At 52.2% G+C, this 24690-nt stretch carries 14 protein-coding genes; 11 read left to right on the top strand and 3 right to left on the bottom strand.

Annotated elements, in window-relative coordinates:
• Positions 1 to 6 precede the first annotated feature (6 nt).
• The 8 genes from B5X72_RS10955 to B5X72_RS10920 all read left to right on the top strand — a co-directional run bounded on the left by B5X72_RS10955 (position 7) and on the right by B5X72_RS10920 (position 14884).
• Positions 7 to 237, top strand: coding sequence for a hypothetical protein (locus B5X72_RS10955; RefSeq protein WP_079716919.1), 231 nt, complete (start codon positions 7 to 9; stop codon positions 235 to 237).
• 151 nt (positions 238 to 388) lie between these two features.
• The gene (locus tag B5X72_RS10950; RefSeq protein ID WP_079716918.1) at positions 389 to 1975 is read left to right on the top strand and encodes an AraC family transcriptional regulator; all 1587 of its coding nucleotides are present in this window, start codon (positions 389 to 391) and stop codon (positions 1973 to 1975) included.
• A 158-nt stretch (positions 1976 to 2133) separates the two neighbouring features.
• Entirely contained in the window at positions 2134 to 3231 is a 1098-nt protein-coding gene (locus B5X72_RS10945; protein ID WP_079716917.1) for a helix-turn-helix domain-containing protein, read from the top strand.
• Positions 3216 to 4343 carry a helix-turn-helix domain-containing protein gene (locus tag B5X72_RS10940; protein WP_079716916.1) on the top strand — a complete coding sequence of 376 codons (1128 nt, stop codon included), beginning with the start codon at positions 3216 to 3218 and terminating at the stop codon, positions 4341 to 4343. The genes B5X72_RS10945 and B5X72_RS10940 overlap by 16 nt, the downstream gene beginning before the upstream one ends.
• 241 nt (positions 4344 to 4584) lie before the next feature.
• Entirely contained in the window at positions 4585 to 11616 is a 7032-nt protein-coding gene (locus B5X72_RS10935; protein WP_079716915.1) for a CshA/CshB family fibrillar adhesin-related protein, read from the top strand.
• Between the two features lie 31 nt (positions 11617 to 11647).
• The gene (locus tag B5X72_RS10930; RefSeq protein ID WP_079716914.1) at positions 11648 to 12658 is read left to right on the top strand and encodes a PorP/SprF family type IX secretion system membrane protein; all 1011 of its coding nucleotides are present in this window, start codon (positions 11648 to 11650) and stop codon (positions 12656 to 12658) included.
• Between the two features lie 46 nt (positions 12659 to 12704).
• Positions 12705 to 12914: a hypothetical protein gene (locus B5X72_RS10925; RefSeq protein WP_139378642.1), complete on the top strand. Its 210-nt coding sequence runs from the start codon at positions 12705 to 12707 to the stop codon at positions 12912 to 12914.
• A gap of 17 nt (positions 12915 to 12931) precedes the next feature.
• Positions 12932 to 14884 (top strand): OmpA family protein, encoded by a 1953-nt coding sequence (locus B5X72_RS10920; protein ID WP_079716912.1) that lies wholly within the window; start codon positions 12932 to 12934, stop codon positions 14882 to 14884.
• Between the two features lie 64 nt (positions 14885 to 14948).
• Here the strand turns inward: B5X72_RS10920 and B5X72_RS10915 are convergent, their stop codons facing one another.
• The 3 genes from B5X72_RS10915 to B5X72_RS10905 all read right to left on the bottom strand — a co-directional run bounded on the left by B5X72_RS10915 (position 14949) and on the right by B5X72_RS10905 (position 20849).
• A complete protein-coding gene (locus B5X72_RS10915; RefSeq protein WP_139378641.1) occupies positions 14949 to 16412 on the bottom strand; it encodes an efflux transporter outer membrane subunit in 1464 nt (487 codons plus the stop codon).
• Entirely contained in the window at positions 16412 to 19582 is a 3171-nt protein-coding gene (locus B5X72_RS10910) for an efflux RND transporter permease subunit (protein ID WP_079716910.1), read from the bottom strand. Before B5X72_RS10910 ends, B5X72_RS10915 begins: the two co-directional genes overlap by 1 nt.
• Before the next feature lie 91 nt (positions 19583 to 19673).
• Positions 19674 to 20849: an efflux RND transporter periplasmic adaptor subunit gene (locus tag B5X72_RS10905; RefSeq protein WP_079716909.1), complete on the bottom strand. Its 1176-nt coding sequence runs from the start codon at positions 20847 to 20849 to the stop codon at positions 19674 to 19676.
• 156 nt (positions 20850 to 21005) lie between these two features.
• Between B5X72_RS10905 and B5X72_RS10900 the strand changes: the two genes are divergently transcribed.
• Genes B5X72_RS10900 through B5X72_RS10890 form a run of 3 tightly spaced genes read left to right on the top strand, consistent with a single transcriptional unit; the run spans position 21006 to position 24675 of the window.
• Entirely contained in the window at positions 21006 to 21806 is an 801-nt protein-coding gene (locus tag B5X72_RS10900; RefSeq protein ID WP_079716908.1) for an N-formylglutamate amidohydrolase, read from the top strand.
• Positions 21796 to 23643 carry a peptidase MATCAP family protein gene (locus B5X72_RS10895; protein WP_079716907.1) on the top strand — a complete coding sequence of 616 codons (1848 nt, stop codon included), beginning with the start codon at positions 21796 to 21798 and terminating at the stop codon, positions 23641 to 23643. The genes B5X72_RS10900 and B5X72_RS10895 overlap by 11 nt, the downstream gene beginning before the upstream one ends.
• A 24-nt stretch (positions 23644 to 23667) precedes the next feature.
• Positions 23668 to 24675 (top strand): ATP-grasp domain-containing protein, encoded by a 1008-nt coding sequence (locus tag B5X72_RS10890; RefSeq protein WP_079716906.1) that lies wholly within the window; start codon positions 23668 to 23670, stop codon positions 24673 to 24675.
• Positions 24676 to 24690: the final 15 nt, after the last annotated feature.

The following is a 24690-nucleotide window of genomic DNA, read 5'->3' as shown; positions in this document are numbered from 1 at the left end:
TTGAACATGGACCGGATTAAACAGCTGCTGTCTCCGGACAGCGAATTGATTTTTATCGTCATGCAGCCGGAACCGGCGGTCATGACGGCATTCGAAAGCAACCTGGGGCTCGTGGCTTTTGGGGAAACCCTGGCCGATTTGAAGCAGGCGATCAGGGAGCGGGTGTTGCAATTTTTTGATGGGGAGTATAAAGGCCGGATCTGTATAAGGCAGTTTCACGACATTGTTTTGGATTAAACCGGCTCTTTATGGCAATAAAAATGGCAGGGAATTAGCAAATTTTCATTTGGGGCTGCGATGTTTGTGAAAAATCACAATATTTGTGAACAAAATGAACAGCAGGTTGCAGCGCTGCTGCCGGCAATCGAATTAGCTAGTTTAGCCCGAAATGAGAAAATTTTTATCCTATTCCATTATTTATTCCATTACCATTATACAGGCGCTTAGCCAAACCAATGAAGATGAAAATTTTAATCGAGCTTTCATGCATATTTATATGTACACTGCCAGCGAAGATATCAATAAAGCCCTGCGGGCAGCGGACTCGCTTCACCGGACGGCGGTAAACGACGTGCAGGAGATTCGTTCGTTGATGCTGATATCCGACATGCATCATCGGCAGGCGAACAGGGATTCCGCGATTCATTACGCCATTAAAGCTGAAAAAATAGCTGACCGGACAGCGAACTACAGCTGGCAAGCACGGATATGTGGTGTGCTGTCTACGCAGCACCGGGAAACCGGCTTGTCCAGCGCGGGGAAGCAATATATAAAAAAGGGGCTGGAAATCATTGAACGGGTCGATAATCCTGAATTTGTGAATCAGTTCAAGGGACAGTGCTTTCAGGAGTTGGGTTTTTATGCACTGGAAGAAAAAGATTACACCGAAGCAATAACGTATTTTGAGCAGGCGGAACCATTTTTTACCAAGCTTGCTGACAGTGTGGTCAGGCATGTGGCATTGGCGCAAAATGATGAGCGGCTGGGTTTATGTTATCTCGGGTTGGAAGCTATCGATTCGGCTGCGTTTTACTATAAGCGCGCTTTGGCGCACGAAAGCCGGGCTTCGGAAGCGGATACGCCCGTAAAAGGCTTTATTTATGATGGATTGGGCCAGATATACTTGGCCCAGGAGCGGTATGAACAAGCTGATTCCTGTTTCCAGCGCGCGCTGGCTATTGCCGAGGCAAGTGATTTCCCGAATCTCAAAATGCGTGTGTACAAAGACCTCGCGCAGTATTATCGACTTACGGGTGATAATGAGGGATACCAGCGGTACAACGAAAAATACCTGAAAGAGGCGGAAAACGATATCGCCAAACACAAAAAATACGCAGATAATATGTTTGCAAATGTGCAGCGCCAAGTACTGGAAATAGCGTCTGCCAATAAAGCGATTGGTGCCGGTGCGGTAGCCGGCGTGGCGCTCGCTGGATTAGGAATAGGCATATACATCCGCAAGCAGCGTAAAGACCGACAGCGCTATAGGGATATTATCAATAAGCTCAGAAGGGAGCGGATGCTGGCATTGGCGGATGGACGCATGGCGGAAGCCGAAGCTCCGGCTGACCGCGATCGGGACCTCATGCCCGAAAGCACCAAACAAGAGCTGTTGAAGAAACTGGAGCGCTTTGAATCTTCCCAGCAGTTTACCGATAGGAATATTTCGATTGCCGTGTTGGCCGGAAAGATGAAAACCAATACCAAATACTTGTCTTATATCATCAACAATTACCGCAACAAGGATTTCAATAGCTACATCAACGAACTGCGGATTAATTACATCATTTCAAAAATGGGAGCGGATAGCCGCTACCTTCATTACAAAATAAGCTACCTGGCGGAGGAATGCGGTTTTGCGACCCACAGCCAGTTTACCACGGTATTCAGAAACATCACCGGATTGTCGCCCTCAACGTTTATGGCTTATCATAAAAGGGAACAGGGAATCAAGGATCCGGCCTATATCAACTGATAAACGTATTTATAACTAAGTGCTGTATACTGTTGATAATCAGTAGATTTATGGGTGTTTTTCGCTTGTTGTATTCGGTAATATGATAAGTTAAACAGTTTAAAGTGTGGCTTGTGCGCCGTAGTTTTGACGTGCCTTGCTAACACGATATTAATTACATGAACGGTCTACTTGCAAACGCTGTACTGATTTATACGTTGTTATCGTGCGGCGCTTTACTGATCGCATTTTTCAACTACCGTGCCCAACCTCGCCGCTATGTGGTGGTCGGTTTCTGGGCTATCTGCGCACACATTGTTTACAAACTGATGTGGCTGGCATTGATTGACGGGCAACAGTATGAAATGCCGATACCTCTTGGACTGATATACCCGGTGTTGCTGTATCTTTTTGCCCATGCGCACTACCGATCGGCAGAAGTGGCTTCACCGATGCGGTTAGCGCTGTTGTTTTTGCCGTTTTCCTTGCACGTGGTGTTGTTTGCCGTCGCTTCGATGCAGCCGGTGGCGAGCGGATGGGCAATGGGGTATTCGACGTGTTATTATGGCGCGTGCCTGCTGTCGTTATTGACCTATGCAATCCTTATCGTCAGGCTGTACAGCCGTGCAGACGGACCGTCCACAGCAACCGATATCCTGATTCGCCAGTTGACGGTATTGTGTTTCGGATTGGCTATTCTGACCTATGTTATGTTATATGAAATCCTTGTCGGAACCAGCAGTATCGGTTTTGAAGCCAGACCGATGGTATATTTCTTTTTGGCTATTGGGTTTGCGCTGGTACTGAAATACTGGTGGACCGAAGGGGCCGGCAAGGCGGTTGATGACGAGAAGTTGGCGGCCGCATCGGGTGAGCAAAAGCAGGCCGATTTGCCGACACCAAAACTGCCCCGGGCGTTAGAACAGCACATTATCGATGTCGTTGAACGGGAGCTTATTCAATCCAAACTTTTCTTAAATCCGGATGTTTCACTGGATATGCTCTCACAACATACAGCAATACCCCGCCATCAACTGACACAAGTATTCAACAGGCACTATCAAAAGGCCTTTTACCAGTTTATCGCTGCTGCCAGGATCGAATATTCGTTGGTCCGGATTTCGGAGATGGGTGATACCATGACGTTGGATTCCCTTTCTTATGAATGCGGTTTCAATTCGAAAACGTCATTCAATAGGTATTTCAAGGCTTATACAGGCATGACGCCCTCCGAGTACCGTGCGTTTTGTGGCCAAATGTTATGCGTGCTGCAGTGATGCCTTCTTATATCTTGGTCGCGGTCATCTGCGTATCGTTGTTGTCCGTCTATATCAGTGTCCGGGCAGGGCTCCGCTCGCCAATGGAGCGCTATATCCGTTGTTTTTTGGGGTATTTGGCGTTGCACGCCACCCATGCATGGCTGGTACGTATCTATTTTCCTGATAACTTGCGGTTGGATTATCTGGCGCCTTACGGCTTATTGTATGGCCCGTCTTTATACTTTGCCTATCAGGTCGCCGCTGGCCTGCCGTTGAAAATGCGGCACGTTTTGCCGCATACACTTCCCTTCTTTGTCTTTCTGGTTTGTTATTTGCTTTGGCTGGCTTTCCCTTCATGGGGAGCGGCACATGCGCGTGTTTTGGGGCTAAGCCTCTATGGAACGTTATCGCTTTCTTTCCTGCTGTACGCGATATGGGCGTTGTTTTTCCGGCGGGCAAGCCCGGATGCCGAACGCAATGAGGACATCCGGATGGTTTCGGTGATGGCCATGGTGCTCGCGTTTATCGCGGTCGTGTTTCTGGTATTTACCTACTCCGGTTTTTCCAATGGATATTTCCGCTCGCGTTTTCAGGGGTCTATTATCTTTTTGACGATGCTAAGCGCCGCTATGATTCTGTTTGCCAACATCATTAGGCGGCTTGTCGCCAGGCCGGACACCGCTCATGAAGAAATCGATCCCATCCCGGAGGATGAAATACGGCGACCTGCGGATACGGAAGATACGCAAGGCGACGGGCGATATCAGAAATCCGCTATTTCGCCGGAATTGCTGGACGCATACGAGGGCGAGCTGCGGCAACTGATGAAAGAAAAACAGGTGTATTTGGATGACGGCCTGTCATTGGCCACACTGGCACAGCTGCTAAAGATACCCAAACATCACTTGTCTCAGGTGTTTTCCATCCGAATAGGCAAGAATTTCAACACCTATATCAATGAGCATCGGATAAACCATTCGATCATGCTGATGCGATCGCACCCCGAAATGACCATTGCGGAAATTTTCTTTAACAGCGGTTTTACGGCGAAGGCTTCGTTCAACCGATACTTCAAACAATTCCATGGCTGCACGCCAACGGAATACCGAAGCCGGATCGCCGCAAAATAGATCACTCAGGTGATCTACGGATACAAGTTTGCCCGATTAAAGCTTCCTGTATTGTGCCGGCACTGTAAACCGCTCATAAACAGTGACAAACATGCAGTATCAAATGATTGGATAGATTGACATCCCAAGCACGTGATACTTTTTTTTGGGTAATTAGCCGCAAGTTCGCGGCTTAAAATATGGGATTGCCAAAATGTTTTTTCAAGGCAGCCTTAATCGTATCTATCGCTAGACAAACTGTATGAAAAGCAAATTTTACTGCATTATTACTCGGGTATTTCTGTTGGTCGCCGGTTCAATTTTAAGTTGGGAAGGCTATGCCCAAAATTACGCCGACGGATCGGGGACGGGCTCTATGCAAGGTGCTATTTTCTGGCTCAATTGGGATCGGAACAATCCAAGGCTTTCTGGACCCAACACATTTGAAACGACAGGTGCCGTTGTTGAAGGAACATACATTTGGCAGTTTTCTGATAATATCCGGATTGTTGCGGAATTGTCGAATGTATCCGTGACAAGGGATGGAGCACCGGTAGCTGATGTAATGACCGGCTATAATCCCGGTGATTGGAGCGGCGACCGCTTAAGCGAGCTTTATCCCGGGGTTTCCGATATCGGGATTGTTGCGGTGGGTACCTTGGGCCAGTTCGATATCGAGATTACGTTGGAATTGCGAACGAGCGGGAGCAACAGCTGGGTGTCACATCCTTATCCCGGCATCGTGGTGGCCGATGGGGAATCCATGGCTAACGACAGAGAGTACATCCAAGCGACAACCGACGCCGATGGATGGCGCTTGCTCGACTATTGGTATCGCTTTGATCGTGCGACTCCGAACCCAGAGAACTACAAGCTGGTGATATCAAACGAAGACAAAACCTTTCGGATCATCATGGATACTCAAGGGGATGGTGAAGTTGCTGCGGTGATGTACGCACACGGCGCCACCTACCTAACCGGTGTGCAACTCCAAGGTGGAGGAAATACCGCGTTAGCCATTGGTTTTGTCGCTCCTTTTGATTTGGGTGATGCGCCCGATAGCTACGGTTTCGCGACCAGTTATATGGATGATTTTGATCTCACAGGCGTGATGCATGAAGAGGGGACATATACCCTTGCAGACTTGGATCCAACGGAATTAAAGCCGGTGGCTAACGTGTTCATCGGCGACGATAACGTAGATGCTGACGGCGAATCCTTCGGTGATGATGGCGCTGTGGCGGATAATTTCCTTGAAGAAGACGACGAACAGACAATCGATCCCGATGGCTTGCCTGCTATCAAAATAAACCAAGATGATGACTATACCATCACAATCCCGGTAACCAACCGAAAGTCGATACCGGCCACTTTATATGGATGGATAGATTTCAACGGTGATGGGCAGTTTTCTCCCAACGAAATGGTTTCGGTAACTGTTCCTGCCAATACGCTCAATGAGGATTTTCAGCTGGTGTTTACGAGTGACATGTTCAACGGGATTGCCCGAGCCGGACAGGATCTCTACGCCCGCTTCCGGATTACAACCAGTGAACTGTTAGATGATCCAATGACGACGGCCGATGAAAGAAGCTTCGGCTTATCTGCTGACGGTGAAACGGAGGACTACCAATTAAAAACGATAGAAGGGGTTTCGATTTCGGGTACGGTTTACAATGATGCGAATGGCCTGACGGACGATGCGATTAACGGGACGGGTACCGGTGTGTTGGAGGATGATCAATTGTATGCATATCTGATTGACTCGGACGGTACCATTGTAAGCAAAGCCGCAGTGAATCCAGACGGCACCTATGACTTGGTGGCCAACCAAACAGGGGGATATACGCTTGCTGTTTCGGTCAGTGACGTTGCCGTAGGAACGGACCAAAGCACACTTTCCGCAGCACTCCCCGATGGATGGGTAGCGGTAGGTGACGCTTATGGTATAAATAATGAGGCGGAGACTGACGAATTATTTGATGAAAATCCCGATTTGCGCATAGCCGTGCTGATACCTGCTGGTTCTTTAGACATACAAGGTGTCAATTTTGCATTAAATCAAATTCCAGAAGCTGTCGGGTCCACATTACCCGATCCGCTCTTAAATGTTGGTGGGACAAATCCAGTCATGGTCCCGGCAGCGGCTTTTTCGGGAACCGATGGCGGCGACGGCCATATAACGGAATTAATAATTACTGAGTTTCCTGACAACGTTACTAGTTTGACAATAGGTGCGGTCACTTACGGTAATGGAAATCCGTTTCCGGAGAATGGCGTTCGGATTGAAACCGATGGAGATGGCCACCCGATTGTTCCCATTCAAATTGATCCCGTCGACGGAGGTGTCAATGTCACTATTCCATTCAAGGTGGTGGATAACGCCGGTTCGGAGAGCAACAATACGGGAGAGGTTATTGTATCGTTTTTTGCCCCAAGTCCGGCTATTGCAGTAGTGAAAACGTTTAGTATCGCCGCTGGTGACAATGGAAGGTTTGATGCAGGCGACGTGATTACCTATAACTTCATGGTGACAAATACCGGCGACGTTGCACTTGCCGGAGTTACCTTGGAAGAGGACGAGTCTTCGTTTACGGGTAGCGGTTCACTTCCGCAGCCGGTTTACGTTTCCGGAGGGCAGTACGAATCGGATGTTTTAACGCTATTACCTAATCAATCAGCGCAATTTCAAGCGTCTTATACGCTTACACAATCGGACATTGACGCGGGCAGTTTAAGCAACCGGGCGATAGCGACCGGTACGCCGCCCAGCGGTCCCGCTGATAATGTTTCAAGTGGTTCAGACACAGGCACAGACGGGGATGGCGGGGAAATCGAGGATCCTGATACGGTTGACAGCGACGATGACGGCGACCCGGGGAACGACCCGACGGTGGCGGGCCTTCCTGCGGCTCCGTCGATAGCGCTGGTGAAATCGTTCGCGGTTGCCGACGGTGGCGACGGCCGGATTGATGCGGGCGACGTCATCACCTATACCTTTGAAGTAACCAACACGGGCAACATGACGCTGAGCGGCGTTTCGGTGACGGACGGCCTTGCTGGGCTGTCGGCACTGACGTACAGCTGGCCCGGTGCCGGGGGCGTGCTGCTTCCGGGACAGTCGGCAACGGCGACGGCGACCTACACGATAACGCAGGGGGATGTCGACGCGGGCGAGGTGAGCAACCAGGCGGTTGCGACGGGAGTCATCCCGGGCGGGGACCCTGCAGATCCGGCAGACCGGGTGACAGGCGATTCGGACACGGGCACGGACCGCGACGGTGATGAGCTAACGAACCCCGGCGGCACGGACAGCGACGACGACGGTAACCCGTCGGGCGACCCGACGGTGGCGGGCCTTCCTGCGGCTCCGTCGATAGCGCTGGTGAAATCGTTCGCGGTTGCCGACGGTGGCGACGGCCGGATTGATGCGGGCGACGTCATCACCTATACCTTTGAAGTAACCAACACGGGCAACATGACGCTGAGCGGCGTTTCGGTGACGGACGGCCTTGCTGGGCTGTCGGCACTGACGTACAGCTGGCCCGGCGCCGGGGGCGTGCTGCTTCCGGGACAGTCGGCAACGGCGACGGCGACCTACGCGGTAACGCAGGATGATATCGATGCGGGCGAGGTGAGCAACCAGGCGGTTGCGACGGGAGTCATCCCGGGCGGGGACCCTGCAGATCCGGCAGACCGGGTGACGGGCGATTCGGACACGGGCACGGACCGCGACGGCGATGAGCTAACGAACCCCGGCGGCACGGACAGCGACGGCGACGGTAACCCGTCGGGCGACCCGACGGTGGCGGGCTTAGACCAAGCACCGGAGCTGACCCTTATCAAATCGTCGGCTTATAACGATGCAAACAGTGACGGCATGGTGAATGTTGGCGATGAAATTACCTACACATTTATCGTAACAAACCGTGGTAACGTGACGGTGACGGATATATCGGTCACCGAATCGGAAGCCGTATTTACAGGAACGGGGACACTTCCTGTTCCAACGTATGTGGCTGACAGTTATAGTGGTACAGGGGCGTATAACCAGACATTGCTTCCGGGTGAGTCTGCTGTATATCGTGCCACTTACGCGATTACGCAACAAGATATTGATGCCGGTGGGGTAACCAACCAGGCGCTGGTGGCAGGAAAAGACCCAGGCGATGGCGATGTAACCGATCAATCGGGTACGGCCGAGGGAAATGATGATGCCACCGAGGAACCATTGGAAGCGCCAGTGATTACCGCGACCGCTTTTGGGGAATGTATCAACGATGTGCCGCACCTTAACTATACGATAACCCCTCAGAACTTCACACCTGCCGCAAGCGTAACGGCCACCATCACGTGGTCTGATACTGACGGCAATGTGATTGACGAGATGACCGGCTTGCCATTGAGCGGACGGATATTGTGGCCGGGAGCCGTCGTTGACGGCGACGGAAACGGCATCGACTGGCCGGGATGGTCGTTCGTTGACGGGCAATGGATGGAGACAGCGGATGGTTTTGAGGGCTTGCGGCCGCAGGCAGTGGTGACGATAACGGTCAATCCCTCCGTAACCCTTACGGTGGATTATCCGCCGGCAAGTGCAGACTGCTATGCCGCCCCGACGTTTGTTATCGAGGCCGCTGATGATCAAATAACCAATATCAACGGATACGACGGTTTGGTAGACGCGTTGAATGTGTTTGCCAATGACAAGCTGAATGCTGCCGATGTTGATCCGGCGGATGTAACCCTTTCGGTCAACGGTGAAGAAGTGACGGCAGCGGTTCCGTTTTATGATGATGCGAACAATCCGACAACCCAAGTGGTACTGAATGCGGACGGCTCCGTGGATGTGCTGCCTGGCACACCTGCCGGTACGTATACACTGAACTATACCATTTGCGAGAACGCTCGGATAGCCAACTGCAGCGATGCTACAATAACCGTAAATGTAGTGGCTGCACCGATAGTGGCGGAAGATAACACGGTTGATTACGTGAACGGATTCGAGGGGGATGATGACCTCGGTAATGTGCTGGACAATGACCTGCTGAATGGCAGCCGGCCGGCCATTGACGAGATAACCCTGACGGTGACCACGCCGGCTACACCGATTGATGGCGGACCTGTGCCCGTCGTGGATGAACTAACAGGACGGCTACGTGTGCCGGAAGGAACGCCTGGCGGAACATACACCATCGTTTATCGGATTTGCGAACTGCTGAATCCTGACAACTGTGATGATGCTACCGTGACCGTATTTGTGGCCACGCCTTCCATTGCACTGGTGAAATCGGCGGCCATAGCCACCGATGCCGCCGTGGCAGCAAGTGGCGACGCGGTCATCTACACCTTTACCGTGACCAACACGGGTAATGTGCCGGTCAGCGGCATCGTGATAAACGATACGCGTATAGGGGTGTCTGGCCTGACGCCGACGCCAGCTACGTTGGCGCCGGGTGAGGTGGCGACAGCCACGGCTACTTACCGACTGACGCAGGACGACATCGATAGTGGAGCCGTCTGGAATACTGCTGTGGCTACCGGTGAAGATCCGGAAGGATACACCGTCGCTGATGAATCCGATGCCGGCACGGATGCCAATGGCGACAACATCGCTGACCCCCACACGGTAGATAGCGATGGCGATGGCGATCCGACCAATGATCCAACAGGAATCGAGCTGACACGCTCATTGGCGATTACCATCACCAAAAGCACACGTCCGGGTGAGTATGTGCACGTCGGCGATGTGATTACCTATGACATCGTGGTCACAAACACTGGAAACGTAACGCTGACCGATATCCAGCTGACCGATGATAACGCCGATGCGGGCAGCTTATCGCCTGCAACGATTGCCAGGCTGTTGCCCGGGGAATCTAGCCGCGCGACGGCGACACACACCATTACGCAGGCCGATATTGATGTGGGCTACGTATATAACTCGGCTGAGGCCGTGGGTAGGGCACCAAATGGTGAGGAAGTGCGTGACGACTCGCATGATCCTGATCCGGCGGACCCGGATGCCCCGGTAAATGAAGACTGCAACAATTGTACGATCACACCGATTCAAATGAGGCCGGCCGTGGCATTGGTAGCGGTGGTCACCAACACCGGATCGGGAAGAAACGGCGCCTTCCTTGTCGGCGACGAAATTGAGTACCGCTTTACGGTAACCAATACGGGCAATATGACATTGAGCGGCTTCGTGTTGAACGATGAAAAGCTCAACCTGGAAAATGTGCGCGTGGATGAAACGCTCGCGCCGGGTGCGCAATTCACACGGGTATTCCGGTATGTGGTGACCGTAGCTGATATTGCGGCGGGCCAAGTGGTGACCTCCGCACGTGTACGTGCCGAAGGGCCGAATGGGGAAATTGCTGCCGACGTATCGGGCGACAATGTGGATAATGATGTGCCGACACGCGTACCGGTGGCTGAGGGCCCTGAGTCTTCGGACGATGTGGCTTCTACTCCACAACATACACCGGTGACCGCCGATGTACTGGAAAATGACGAGGAGGGCAGCAGTGCGCTGGATCCGCGTTCGGTCTGGCTGATCGATCCGGCAACGGGCGATCCGGTTAAAACGGTAACGATCGATCGGGAAGGGACATATACCGTAAATGACGACGGCACGATTACCTTCTCGCCAATCCGTGAATTCTACGGCGAATCTGCCGTGAGGTATGTGGTGAGTGATGTCAATGGACTGCGGGCCGAACCGGCGACTCTCACGGTTACGGTGGTGCAAAGCGAGCCGAGGGCATCCGATGATACGGCAACCGGCTCATTCAACGGGCCGCTGCAAATCCAATTGGTAGGAAATGACCAACCGGATAGCGCACCGCTGGATCCGTCGACAATTGAAATTATCAGCCAGCCACAGCACGGTACCTTGCGGATCAACGGTGACGGTACAGTGACCTATACGCCGAATCAATATTATACCGGTCCGGACGAGTTTACGTACCGGGTGATGGATGCAAACGGCAACTGGACGAACGTGGCGACGGTGCGGATTACGGTTGCTGGATTCCACATCCCGAACATTATCACGCCCAATGGCGATGGACTGAATGACCGCTTCGTGATCATCGGGCTTTCCGACTATGACAACGCTGAGGTCGTCCTCTTCAACCGCTGGGGCAACGAAGTTTACCGTAGCCGCAATTACCAGCAGGACTGGGATGCCCAGGGCTTGAATGAAGGTACCTATTATTACTTCATCACGCTGCGGAAGGATGGGCAGGAAACCGTACACAAGGGATGGATAGTGGTGAAACGTAAATAGCCGGAGGCATTTAGCAATGAATAAGTATAACATGAAGAATAGCATAAGAACGTCGATACTGCTGGTTTTTGCCTGCACCTGCATGACCGTCAAAGGGCAGCAGAGTATTCAGTTTACGCAGTACATTTTTAACGCAATGAGTGTCAACCCCGCGTACACGGGCTATAAAGAAGAGTGGTTTGGCCAGCTGGGGCTGCGTAGCCAATGGGTGGGCCTGGACGGGGCGCCGGAAACAGGCACGATCTCAATAGACGGGATTGTCGACCCGGGCGCCAAGCGGCATGGTGTGGGATTGCAGGTGATGGCCGACAGGCTGGGCCCTCAATCGGCAACGTCAGCCTATGCGAACTATGCATTCCGACTGAGGCTCAACGATGAAGATACCCAACGGCTGAGTTTCGGTATCGGCGCCGGTGTGACCCAATATAGTTTGGATGGTACACTGCTGCAACCGAATGATGGGGGCGACCAGTTGGTCCCCCCGGGGAAAATAAGCAACTGGGTGCCCGATATCCGTTTTGGGGTTTATTATTACAATCCGCATTGGTATGCCGGTGTATCGGTAATGGATTTGCTGTCCGGCGACCAAAGCAACAACATCTTCCGCTGGGATAATACCACAACTGATAATATCCGGCGTCGCCGGCACCTGTATTTCATCGGTGGGGGATTGATCAACTTCGATAACGGGCTGAAGCTGCGGCCAAGCGTCTTGGTGAAGGAGGATTTTAAAGGGCCGACGAGTGTAGACGTGAACGCGATGTTTATCTTTGATAACCGATTCTGGATTGGTGCCGGATGGCGGACGGGTGTGACCGTCTTTAAACGGGATTATGCCCGCTTTACAGGAGACAGGCTAAGCAAGCGGAACTCGGTTTCTGCCATCACGCAGCTGTATGTGACGCCTACACTGCGGATCGGGTATTCGTATGATTACATCCTAAGCCGGCTAAGCGGTGTGCAAAATGGTTCGCATGAGGTGACGCTGGGCATCACCTTCGGACGGCGGTCAAACCGGTTGTTAAGCCCAAGATTCTTTTAACAAAAACATAACGATCCCTATGTTGCTGGAAAGAGTTGCACAATATTTGGATACAAGGACGGAATTTGCCTACATCAAAGATGAGCCCCGCCTAGAAATTTGGGTAAAAGGGAAAGAATGGCTGCCCATTTTGGTGTCTAAATTGAAAGGTCGCGGCTATCTCATATCATGGGGCGATATTGAATACAAAGTGAGTGATGAGATGAAAGCCTACACTTACCTGTTACGAATGATTACCAACATCACCGAAAGGTGAAAAAATTGAATAAGAGAATGAAGGAAAAATTGACAACGTTGTTTTTTGGCATTATCGGCATCGCGTTACTGGCTCATCCGGCCTTTGGCCAGGAACAACCCGGATTGCGTGAGCGTGCAGATGAGTTGTTCCGTAAGTACGAGTATGCCAATGCGGCCATCCTATATACAAAACTGGCGGACAGCAAGCGGCCTAAGCTCGCCGACCTGGAACGGCTGGCACATTGTTACATGCAAATGAAGGATTATGAATCGGCTGAAAATTGGTATGCACGTGTCGTGGGCATGGAAGACAGCAGCGAGGAAAACTTATTGCGCTATGGGGAGGTGCTGAAAGTGAATGGAAAGTATGCGGAAGCAAAGGTGCAGCTGGAAACGTATGCCGCGCGGACAGGCGATACGGCGCGGGTCAACGTAGCGATAGCAGGCTGCGATTCGGCTGTGGTGTGGATGGCCAACCCAACGGCCCATAAATTGCGTAATGAGGCGGTCAACACGTCGTTGGCCGAGTTTTCGGTTTTTCCGATGGGCGATAAGGTCTATTATACCGGCGAGCCCGATAGCCATATGCAGGGAGTCGGTACGTATGGATGGACGGGCAATTCGTTTCTTCGTATTTATACGGCGGATCGTGCCGGGGATAATACACTCCATAACCCCGTAATTGCGGTGAATAGCATCAACAATGCGCCTTATCACATCGGTCCGGTGGCGGCCGCCCACGACGGTAAAACGTTGTATGTGACGCGCACCTATCCGGGAAAGGAGGGGTCTGTGTCCCGTGAAGATCGGCGGAAATACATGACCAACAAGCTGGAACTTTACTTGTACACGCAGACAGACGATGACTGGGAGGCCATGCCTTTTGCGCATAATGACGTTGCTGCCTATTCGGTAGGGCACGCCGCGCTGAGCGGCGATGGCAATATCCTTTATTTTGTGAGTGACATGCCCGGCGGGCAGGGCGGTACTGACATCTGGTATTGTGAAAAACAGGCCGACGGCAGCTGGGGTACGCCAATCAATGCGGGAGCTACGATAAACAGCGCTGGCAATGAGCTTTTCCCTAATATTGGTCCCAATGGCATTTTGTATTACGCGAGCGATGGCTTCCCGGGGATGGGTGGGCTGGATGTTTTCCAGGCTACGGGCAGCAAAGCGACGTGGACGAGCCCCGCAAACTTGGGGTATCCCGTAAACTCGGCGCGCGATGATTTTGCCTACATAACAAATTATGAAGGCGAAGAAGGACTTGCGGGATATTTGTCTTCAAACCGCAAAGGTGGGAAAGGAAGTGACGATATTTACGGGTTTACCTATGAGAGACCGAAGATCGTCATTGTCTTGAGAGGAACGACAGCCGACAAAAACACCGGCGATCGCTTGCCTGAAACCATGGTGACGCTTTATGATGGTACCCGTTCGATCGTGGCCAAAAAGAGCAGTACGGAAAACGGGACTTTTGAGTTTGTGCTTGACAGGAATAGCACCTATACGGTATTGGGGCAAAAGGAGAAATACCATGCGGACTCTGCAAAAGTGAGTACGGTGGGCATAACGACCTCCGATACGCTTGAAGTAGCACTGCTGCTGGAACCCGTGTTTGAGGTGGGTAAAACATTCGAGCTGGAAAATATTTATTATGATTTTGACAAACACAACATCCGGCCGGACGCGGCTGCCATACTGGATGAATTGGTACGCACACTGCGGGATAATCCGACATTGAAAATCGAATTGTCAAGCCATACGGACAGCCGGGGCAGCGATGCCTATAACATGGCACTGTCGCAGCGCCGCGCGCAGGCCGCTGTGGATTACCTCGTAAGCCGGGGTATTGCCCGCGACCGGATGGTGGCTAAAGGATACGGCGAAACTCGTTTGGTGAACGAATGCGGCAACGGTGTGCCTTGTTCGCGCGAGCAGCACCAGGCGAACAGGCGTACCGAAGTAACGGTATTGGCCTATTAAAGCCGGCTATCAAACTAACCCTAAATATCTCATGTAACGGCCGGTCCACGATGGATCGGCCTTTTTATTTCCACCCGCCGCCCAGCGCCCGGTAAAGTCCGACCTTGGCATTGAGCTGTTGCTGCTTGATGCTGACCAAATCCAGCTCGCTGGTGAGCGCATTGCTTTGGGCGGTGATCACTTCCAGGTAGGTGGCTTCCCCGCTTTTGAACAGCAAATTGGCATTTTTGACACCGAGCTGAGCCGTGGCTACCCGCCGCTCAGCAATGGCATATTGCTCATTGAGCTTCTCAATCATGATCAGGGCATTCGTCACCTCATGAACCGCATCCATGACCGTTTGTTGGAAACTGATTTCGGCTTTATCGCGTTCCAGTTTGGCAATTTCATGCTGCGTTTTAAGTCTCCTTCGGCTGAATACCGGTTGGGTGGCACCGCTGATGAGCCCGCCGAATAACGCGCCGGGGATGTTGAACCAGTTTTGTGGAAGCATGGCGTTGATCCCGCCCGATGCATCGATGGTCAGTGTCGGATACCGGTAGGCTTGCGCTACGCCTACGTCGGCATTCGCGGCGCGCAGCGCTAGTTCGGCGGCCCGCACGTCTGGCCGATTGGCCAGCAATTGTAGCGGTACCCCGGCGTCGTAAGTATCCTGCATGCGCCAATCCATTAGCGCCGAGGACCGGTAAACGCTATCGGGCATGCGCCCGGTCAAGGCCATCAACGCATTTTCTTGAATGGCGATTTCCTGCTCCAACTGCGGGATAAGGGACGTGGCGAGCAGCATCTGCGATTCTGTCTGCTGGATGGCCAACGAGCTCACTTCGCCGGCATCGCGCTGGAGTTTAACGATTTGCAGCGTGCTGTCATTGAGCCGAAGATTCCGCCGTGCGACCTCCAGCTGTGCATCGAGCATCAGCAGGTTATAATAACCTTCGGCGATGGTGGCTATCAAGCCGGTCTGTATGGCTTTTCTGGCTTCAAAAGTCTGCAGGTATTCGGCTAGCGCGCTTTCATTCTGCCGGCGCATTTTCCCCCAGATATCCAGCTCCCAGCTTATGCTGATGGAGGAAAGGTATTGCGACTGATACATAAACAGGTTGTCAGGCGGTTCGGCCTGGCCGTCGCGCCCATACCATTTGGACGACGGGGAGCTGTAAAAGTCGCGCGATCGCCACTGCTGGTTGGTACCGCCCAACTGGGCCTCTACCTCCGGGAAAAACGCCGCGCGGGATTGCCGCAATGACTGATTGGCAATTTCAATGTTCTTAAGCGCGGTTTGCATGTCGTAATTGTTGGCGATAGCGCTATCAATGAGCATAATCATCATGCTGTCGGTAAAGAAATCATACCAAGGGATATCAGCAATGTTGGCCGTGTCTGCCGTACCGACAAGGGTATCGGCGCCGCGGAACGCGGCCGTAAGCCCTGTATCCGGACGGACGTAATCCCGCCCCAACTTGCAGGACGAAGCTAATAAACAGCCGATGATCGCAACTAAACCTGTTTGCCGGATGGACTTCATCATTAATCTTCTTCTTTTATGGTCAACTTATTTTTTACGAGCTCATCGAGATGTTTGAACACAACGTACAACACGGGAATGATAACTATCCCCAGTGTGGCACCGATGAGCATCCCCCCCGCGGCGCCGAAACTGATGGAGTGGTTGCCCTGCGCGGAGGGGCCTACCGTCCACATCAACGGAATGAGGCCCGCCACGAAGGCCAGTGAGGTCATGAGAATGGGCCTAAGCCGCATACGCGCCCCTTCAATGGCTGATTCGTAGATGCGCAACCCAGCCCGTCGTTGCTGGACGGCAAACTCCACAATGAGGATGGCATTTTTAGCCAGCAGGCCTATCAACATGATAAGGCCGACTTGTACATAAATGTTATTTTCCAAACCCACCAGGTTGATGGCCGAGTACACGCCGATTAGCCCTACAGGCACGGACAGCATGACCGCCAGCGGGAGAATGTAGCTCTCGTACTGGGCTGCTAACAGGAAGTAGACGAAAACAATGCTCAATGCAAAAATCAGGGCCGTTTCATTGCCTGATTGGCGCTCTTCCAGGCTCATGCCGGTCCATTCATAGCTGTAATTGCCGGGCAGGGAGGCAGCGGCGACTTCTTCCATTGCGGCCATGGCTTCCCCCGTGCTGTAGCCATCTGACGGTATGGCGTTGATGGCGATGGCATTATATAAGTTGTACCGGTTTACAATTTCGGGGCCCATGACTTTCTTCAATCTGACAATGGTGTTGACAGGCACCATTTCGCCATTGTCGTTGCGCACAAAGATGGATTTAAAGGACTCCGGATCGGCACGGTATTCAAAATCGGCTTGCATGAATAGCCGATATTGCCGGCCGAAGCGGTTGAAATCGCTCACGGTGACGCGGCCGTAATAGCCCTGTATGGTGCGCATCATGTCATTGATGCTCACGCCCAAGGCCTTCGCCTTTACCGGATCGACTTCCAGCAGGTATTGGGGGAAGTTTGCATTGAACGTCGTATAGGCCGAGGCAATCTCGGGCCGCTTTTCGAGCTCGCGCATGAAGGTGTCTGCTACCATGCCAAAATCCCACATGGAGCCGCCCATCCGGTCTTGCAACACAAATTCGAGGCCCGAGAAGTCGCCGAATCCTTGTATGGTAGGCCTTGGGAAAACACTGAACGACGCTTCTGTAACCTGTGCGAGATCGTTTCGTATGGTATCCATTATCGCATCAATGTTGCGGATAGCTCCCCGCTCTTTGATGGGTTTTAAATTGATGTAGCCGACGGCAAAGGCGGAGCTTGCACTGGCGTCTATGGCATTGTATCCGGATACAGTGGTCATGCCTTCGATGGCTTCGCGCTTTTTCAGGATGCTGTCAGCTTTGGCAAGGGCAACGGTGGTGCGGGCGAGCGATGCTCCCGGTGGCATGGATAGCGAGTAGGTAATGAAGCTATCATCTTCGGTGGGTATAAAGCTCGATGGTGTCCTGTTCATCAGCCATATACCGATGGCGGTCACAATCGCCAGCCCGCCAAAGGCGAATGCTTTCCGCTGGATTAAGAAACGCAGCGAGCCGATGTATTTGTTGGTAAGGGTAGCGAAGGCGGTATTAAATGCTTCGAAAAAACGGGAAGCCAGCTTGCCGGCTTTATTGCCTTTTTTCGGTGTGCTATCGGCTACCGAGGGGTGCCGCGCGGGCCTCTTGAGCAGCAGCGCGCATAACGCAGGCGTGAGGGTCAATGCATTCAGTGCGGAGATCAGTATCGCTGTAGCCAGCGTGTAGGCGAACTGCTGGAAAAAGACCCCCGAGGGCCCGCCCATGAACCCTACCGGGAAAAAGACGGCCACCATGACCAAGGTAATGGACACGATGGCGCTCGTAATCTCTCCCATGGTCGCTAGCGTGGCCTTCCGTGGCCCAAGGGTCGTTGCATGCATTTTCTGGTGCACGGCCTCCACGACGACGATGGCATCATCCACGACGATCCCAATCGCCAGCACGAGGGCAAACATCGTAAGCACATTGATGGAAAACCCGAAAAGCTGCAGGAAGAAAAAGGTGCCCACCAGTGACACCGGAATCGCTATGGCGGGGATAAGCGTAGAGCGGAAGTCCTGCAAAAAGATAAAAACAATGATAAACACCAAGATGAACGCCTCAAAAATCGTATGCTGTACCTGGCTGATGGATTCATCAATCTGCTCACGCACGCTATACGAAATTTCGTATTGGATACCTTCCGGGAAATCACGGGACAGCCGCTCGAGCACGTCCCGTATTTGGATGTCAATATCGCGGGCGTTGGAGCCGCTGGTCTGAAGGATATTCAGGGTAAGCCCCGGATAACCGTTGACTTTATTGTCACTGCCGAGGTTGGTGGCCCCCAGTTCGGTGCGGGCGATGTCTTTCAGGTAAAGGACGGAACCATCCTCGTTGGTTTTTATCACGATTTGTTCGAACTCCTCGGGCAGGGTGAACCTTCCCTTGTGCCGCAGGATCGTTTCGAAGGCTTCGTTGGAGGTTTCTCCGAATCTCCCCGGGGCGATTTCAAAATTCTGGTCGCGGATGGCTTGCTGCACATCCTGCGGAACCAAGCCGTATACCGCCATTTTTTCTGGATTCAACCAGGTGCGGATGGAGTAATCACGCGCCCCTACACGCCTCACTTCGCCTACGCCATCCACACGGGCGAGTTCGCGCATGAGGTTTATCTGCGCGTAGGCTTGCAGGAACGTCTCGTCATATATGGTATCCGGATGGTTGCTGAAAATATTGATGGTCATGATTATCCCGCTTTGGCGGGGTTCTACCGTGATGCCGGATTCGATAACCTCCGGAGGGATACGGGAGTTGGCCTTTGAAACACGGGTCTGCACGTTTACCGACGCTTGGTCGGGGTCGGTGCCGGTCTTGAAAAACACCGTAATGTTTCCTGAACCGGAATTGGTGGCCGACGAACGGATATACGTCATGTTTGGCACACCATTTATTGCCTCTTCGATGGGCAAGAGCACGGCCCCTGCCACCGTTTCGGCGTTTGCGCCGGGATAGGACGTGGATACGGTGACACTCGGCGGAGCGATTTCCGGAAAGCGGGTGATGGGCAGCTGCCACATGGATACCAGCCCGAGGATAACCAACAGGATGGAAATAACTGTCGCCAGTACGGGTCTATTGATGAATGTCTTGAGCATTTATTCGTTTTTAGTTGTCAAAGTTTACCAAGGACAAGCATGCACTTGCCTTGTCTTGAAGCGTTAAACATAATGGTTGCCTGCAAACGTGTTATTCCGCGGCGGACGCGGGAACGTTGAGCGGTTTGATTTCCATGCCATTGGAGAGCTTGTCCAAGCCGGAAAGCACAATGCGGTCGCCGGGCTTGACGCCGGCCTTCACGATGTACGCATTGCCGCTCTTTCCGGCCACTTGGATGGCTTGTTGCTTCACTTTGTTGTCGGCAGAGAGGGTATAAACAAAAATCTTATCCTGCAATTCAGTGGTTGCTACCTGGGGGACGGTCAGCACGCCGCGTTCGTACTCCTCCATCTTGAGTGTACCGGTATTGCCCGAACGAAGGATGTTGTCTTTGTTCGGGAAGGTCGCACGCAAACTGATGGCTCCGGTTGTACGGTTTACCTGGCCGTTGATGGCGTCTACCACCCCTTTTTCGGGGTACGCTGTCCCGTCTGCCATGATTAGCGACACGTTTGGAATGATCTGGGCCGTATCAGCGGAATGCACCTTGGCCGAATCGCGTTTTCCATACTTTTTGCGGAAATAGAGAAAATCGGACTCGCTCATGGCAAAATAGACATATACTTCGCTGATATCGGAGAGCTCGGTCAGCGCATCGCTCTTGCCTACCAGGTTGCCTATTCGCTTGGGGATGCGGCCAATGAAACCGCTTACCGGTGCTTTGATGGTCGTAAACTCCAAGTTGATGCGGGCACTGGCTACGGCAGCAGAAGCTTGTGCAAGCGAAGCTTTTGCCACGTCGTAGTCCGACATGGCGGTGCGCAGGCGCACATCGGAGATAACGTCATTTTCAACTAACGGCTTCAGCCGGTCGACTTCCAGTTTGGCATTTTCCAGCTTTGCTTTTTCGACATTTTCGTTGGCCAGGGCATTGTTCAGCTCTTCCTGATAAGGCTGGGGATTGATCTTGAAAAGTTTTTGGCCTTCCTTTACAAATGCGCCTTCATCCACATAAATTTCCTCCAAAATACCCTCAACCTGTGGACGTATCTCCACATTTACCTTGCCTTCTATCGTCCCCAAATAGTCCTTTACCGTGCTGGCTGTAGTGGTGTCGATACGTTGTACCGGCAGTGCAATGGCGTTGTTTTCGCTGCTGTTGGTTTTGGATGATCCCGTGGAACAGCTAAACATAAAAAACAGGGCGATTCCTGATAAAATGGTGATTATAAGTGTTTTCGTGTTTAATCTGACGGAAGTGTTCATACGTTTTTATTTAAGTGTCGTCGTATCTGTTGTTGTGTATTGCTAACTGTGTAAGTCCTGCGGTTTTGATCGCATAGGGTTACTTAATAAATTTCAGAATGCATGCCAAAGTGGCTGTGGAAAACATTTGCTCTACATCCGTGTTTATGATTCCAAATGGAATTGGTTTACACCATACACCGGGAACAGACGCCGATAATCGTCGCTGCTATCCACGAAGGGCACCGGCTTGCACTGCCCTTGCTGGAATACATGCACCTGCAAGAGCATGAGCGGTTCAGGGAAGAAGATCCGTATACCGGCGATATGGCCAACCTACCGGTCAGCCGGATTGTCGTGGAGACCTCCAGGTTTCAGACCGACTTGAATCGCAGGCGGGAGCTGGCAGTGTACCGTAAGCCGGAAGATGCGTGGGGACTGACCGTTTGGAAGCCGGCCTTGCCCGAGATCATGGTGGCACAACTGCTCGAAGGTTATGATCAATTCTATGCCGACGTGGCTGCGCTGATACAATGGACGATAGCCCTGTTTGGCAAATTCGTGATGCTGGATATCCATAGCTATAATCACCGCCGTGAGCATCCACTGAAGGCGGCGCACATCGGCGACCATCCCGAGATCAATATCGGGACGGGGCATAACCGGGACAAATGGAAGCCGTTGGGCCATTGCATGACCCGGTTCCTTTCGCACCACCACATCTTAGGCCGGTTTCCGGATGTGAGGGAAAATGTCAAATTTAAGGGTGGGGCTTTTGCCGAATGGATTAACCATGATTTCGGCGAGTACGGTTGCGCGCTGTCTCTGGAATTCAAAAAAACATTTATGGATGAATGGACAGGCCGGCTAGATCGGAAGCATTTTAACGACATCAAATCGATGCTGAAGGGGACGATTCCGTTTCTGCTCGACTTATTGGATACGCCAGCTAAATCTACCTATCCGAATGGCTACTGACACGAAAAAAACCATCCAACATATTGTGGATAAGCTCAAAAAGGGAAAGCCGCTGCATGTCCGTTTACCTTGCGAGGGTGAGCTTCATATGGACAGACCCGTTCCCTACCTGCTGATTTACCGTATCCCGCCCGATGGGGAAGACGCGTTTACGTCGACCTTGGGAAAAACGGAGTCTGCCTACCTGGTGGCCCCGGATACACCGGAATGTAACGTAACCCCGATTATTCGAGCTATCGCTAACGCGATGGCTGATAAATTCGGCGGATTTATGCTCCTTGAAGTATGGCTGTCAACCCGTGTGGAGACGGCATCGTTCACCGTCCATGTTTGCCAAAAAAGCGCGTTGGCTGTCGCCGAGAAGCTGCAATTCGAACTGCGCCATCTTCAGCTGTTTCAGACCCCGGAAATTGCCGTAGGGCTGGAGAAGCGGAAAAAGGTGCCTGCTCCGGCGTATTACCGCGAGATTTTTAATCTCGAAGAGGCACGGAAAAGCGAAATCATTCTCGTGGGATTGGAGATCGCCCCTTTTTATATCAACCAGCAAACCGGTGCGCCTTATCCGTTATTTCTTCGGGAGTTGCGCGAAAGCTTCGGCAAAGCGCTGCGCAAGAGCTTTTTTGAATTTATCCGCATGAAAACCTCGTACAGTGCGGCTCATTTCGAAATGCTGGGCACCACAGAACTGGACGAAGTCGTATGGAAAGTGGATGAAAAGCTGGCGGAATATAGCAATCTGTTCGATTTTTTGTTGCTGGTGACACCGATTAACGCCCAGGAGGCCTGGGAGAGCTTTTTGAAAAGCAAATACCGGAAAAATCCGGTATTTCACTATAGGCCTATGCCCATTGACCCCGAACTTATCAAGCGGAAGCTGTACAACCTACCGATCGAGGAAATCATGGACCCGACGATGGCCTATCTCTTCCGGGACAAACGCAAAGAAATCGACAGGATGCTCAATATGCTCAGCGACAGGGAAAAGCCTGATTTCCTCTACAGCAGCCAGCAGGTTTTTGGCAATGTCGAGGAAAACCTGCTTGACATCGCCAGCGCAATATTAGTGGCCTCTGAACCCCAGCGCCCACCTGTAGCGAGCGACATGCTGGATGCGCGCGCGTTTGCCAAATTAGCAAAAGGCGAATTGGAATACCTGAAGCAACAGTATCATCCGGTATCCACCGCTGTGCGTGTCAGGGATGATGTGGAGGGCGTCATGGTATCCCGCGGCACGCTGAACATCGGCTCCCGCTACCGGATATCCAAGGATCGGGCGTTTTCGTTGCTTCAGCACGAAGTGGGTACGCATGTGGCCACCTACTACAATGGTATGGCACAACCGTTTAAACTATTTTACCTGGGCGTGCCGGGCTATGAACAACTTCAGGAGGGGCTTGCCGTGCTCAGTGAATACATGACCGGCGGGCTGACCAACCAACGGATGCGCACGCTTGCCGCACGCGTCGTAGCCGTCCACCACATGCTGGCAGGAAACGCCTTCGCGGAGACCTTTGCGCTTCTGGTGGAGAAGTATGCCTTTAAGCCCGAAAACGCATTTTACATTACCATGCGTGTGTACCGCGGAGGCGGGCTGACCAAAGATGCGGTTTACCTCAAAGGATTGCTCAATGTGATCGAATATGTCAAAGAAGGAAAGGACATCTCGCGGTTATTGGTGGGTAAAATAAGGCAAGACTACCTGCCTATTATTGAAGAACTCATGCATAGGCGGTTGTTGAAACCGCTGCCCTTGCGGCCGAAATTTCTGGAAAAACCGTACATCAACAAAATCAAGGAGATAAAAAATGGGGGCAGCGTGTTTAAGATGATTGGGTAGGAAGTAAAAATCAAAATATACTATATGACCATTCTATTTGTCGTCAATCAGGTACGTAAAGAGTCGCCGGGCTATACCACTACGGCACTGGCACTTGAGGCCCATCGTAGGGGCCATACGGTCTACTACGTAGGCATCGGAGATTTAGTTTATCTTTCTGACGGGCGTGTGGGCGCGCACTGCCGCAAGGCGCCGAACCGTGAGTTTCGGTCGTTGCGTACCTTTCTGGAAGCGTTGATCGAGGAGGATAAGCAATTGACGAGCTCGTCAGAATGGGATGTCATGTGGTTACGCAATGACCCGGCTGCAGACATGGAAAAGCGGCCGTGGGCACAGGATGCCGGCGTATTATTTGGTCAGCTGGCCAGCAAGCAGGGGGTCTTGGTGCTTAATCATCCGGATGGGCTGGTGAAGGCATCCAACAAAATTTACCTGCAGTACTTTCCCGAATCTGTGCGGCCGCAAACGGTCGTTACGCGCAACATGGATGACGTGGAGGCATTTTACCGCGCCCAAAATCAGCGGATCATCCTGAAACCGCTGAAAGGATCCGGCGGAAAGAATGTCTTCCTGTTGGACAAGAAGGATGACAAGAACCGTAAGCAGATTGTCGAAGCTATCTGCCGGGACGGCTTTGCCATCGCGCAGGAATACCTGCCTGCGGCAAAGAAGGGGGATACCCGGCTATTTTTGATGGACGGTAGGCCCTTGATGAAGGCAGATAAAGTGGCCGCGATTCAACGTATACAACAGGCGGGCGAAATCCGCAGCAATATACACCAGGGCGCCCGGGCAAAAGGGGCAACCATGACCAAGGGCATGGAGACGATTATCGAAGCCGTGGGACCGCTGTTGAGGGAAGACGGTATGTTTTTGGTGGGGTTGGATATTGTTGGTGATAAACTAATGGAAATCAATGTGTTCAGTCCGGGAGGGCTTATTCATGCCAGCGAATTCCATCAGGTGGATTTCATGGAAGAAGTCATCATTGCAGTCGAGCAAAAAGTAGCGAATCTCAAGGGGAATCCGTAAGTTTGGTCTGGCATT

The organism is Parapedobacter luteus (assembly GCF_900168055.1).
GTDB classification, from domain to species: domain Bacteria; phylum Bacteroidota; class Bacteroidia; order Sphingobacteriales; family Sphingobacteriaceae; genus Parapedobacter; species Parapedobacter luteus.
This window is presented reverse-complemented; position numbering and strand designations above follow the sequence as displayed.

Coding starts and splice junctions, on each gene's coding strand:
- B5X72_RS10955 (WP_079716919.1), top strand. CDS start 7: ATGGACCGGATTAAACAGCTGCTGTCTCCGGACAGCGAATTGATTTTT.
- B5X72_RS10950 (WP_079716918.1), top strand. CDS start 389: ATGAGAAAATTTTTATCCTATTCCATTATTTATTCCATTACCATTATA.
- B5X72_RS10945 (WP_079716917.1), top strand. CDS start 2,134: ATGAACGGTCTACTTGCAAACGCTGTACTGATTTATACGTTGTTATCG.
- B5X72_RS10940 (WP_079716916.1), top strand. CDS start 3,216: ATGCGTGCTGCAGTGATGCCTTCTTATATCTTGGTCGCGGTCATCTGC.
- B5X72_RS10935 (WP_079716915.1), top strand. CDS start 4,585: ATGAAAAGCAAATTTTACTGCATTATTACTCGGGTATTTCTGTTGGTC.
- B5X72_RS10930 (WP_079716914.1), top strand. CDS start 11,648: ATGAAGAATAGCATAAGAACGTCGATACTGCTGGTTTTTGCCTGCACC.
- B5X72_RS10920 (WP_079716912.1), top strand. CDS start 12,932: ATGAAGGAAAAATTGACAACGTTGTTTTTTGGCATTATCGGCATCGCG.
- B5X72_RS10915 (WP_139378641.1), bottom strand. CDS start 16,412: ATGATGAAGTCCATCCGGCAAACAGGTTTAGTTGCGATCATCGGCTGT.
- B5X72_RS10910 (WP_079716910.1), bottom strand. CDS start 19,582: ATGCTCAAGACATTCATCAATAGACCCGTACTGGCGACAGTTATTTCC.
- B5X72_RS10905 (WP_079716909.1), bottom strand. CDS start 20,849: ATGAACACTTCCGTCAGATTAAACACGAAAACACTTATAATCACCATT.
- B5X72_RS10900 (WP_079716908.1), top strand. CDS start 21,006: ATGGAATTGGTTTACACCATACACCGGGAACAGACGCCGATAATCGTC.
- B5X72_RS10895 (WP_079716907.1), top strand. CDS start 21,796: ATGGCTACTGACACGAAAAAAACCATCCAACATATTGTGGATAAGCTC.
- B5X72_RS10890 (WP_079716906.1), top strand. CDS start 23,668: ATGACCATTCTATTTGTCGTCAATCAGGTACGTAAAGAGTCGCCGGGC.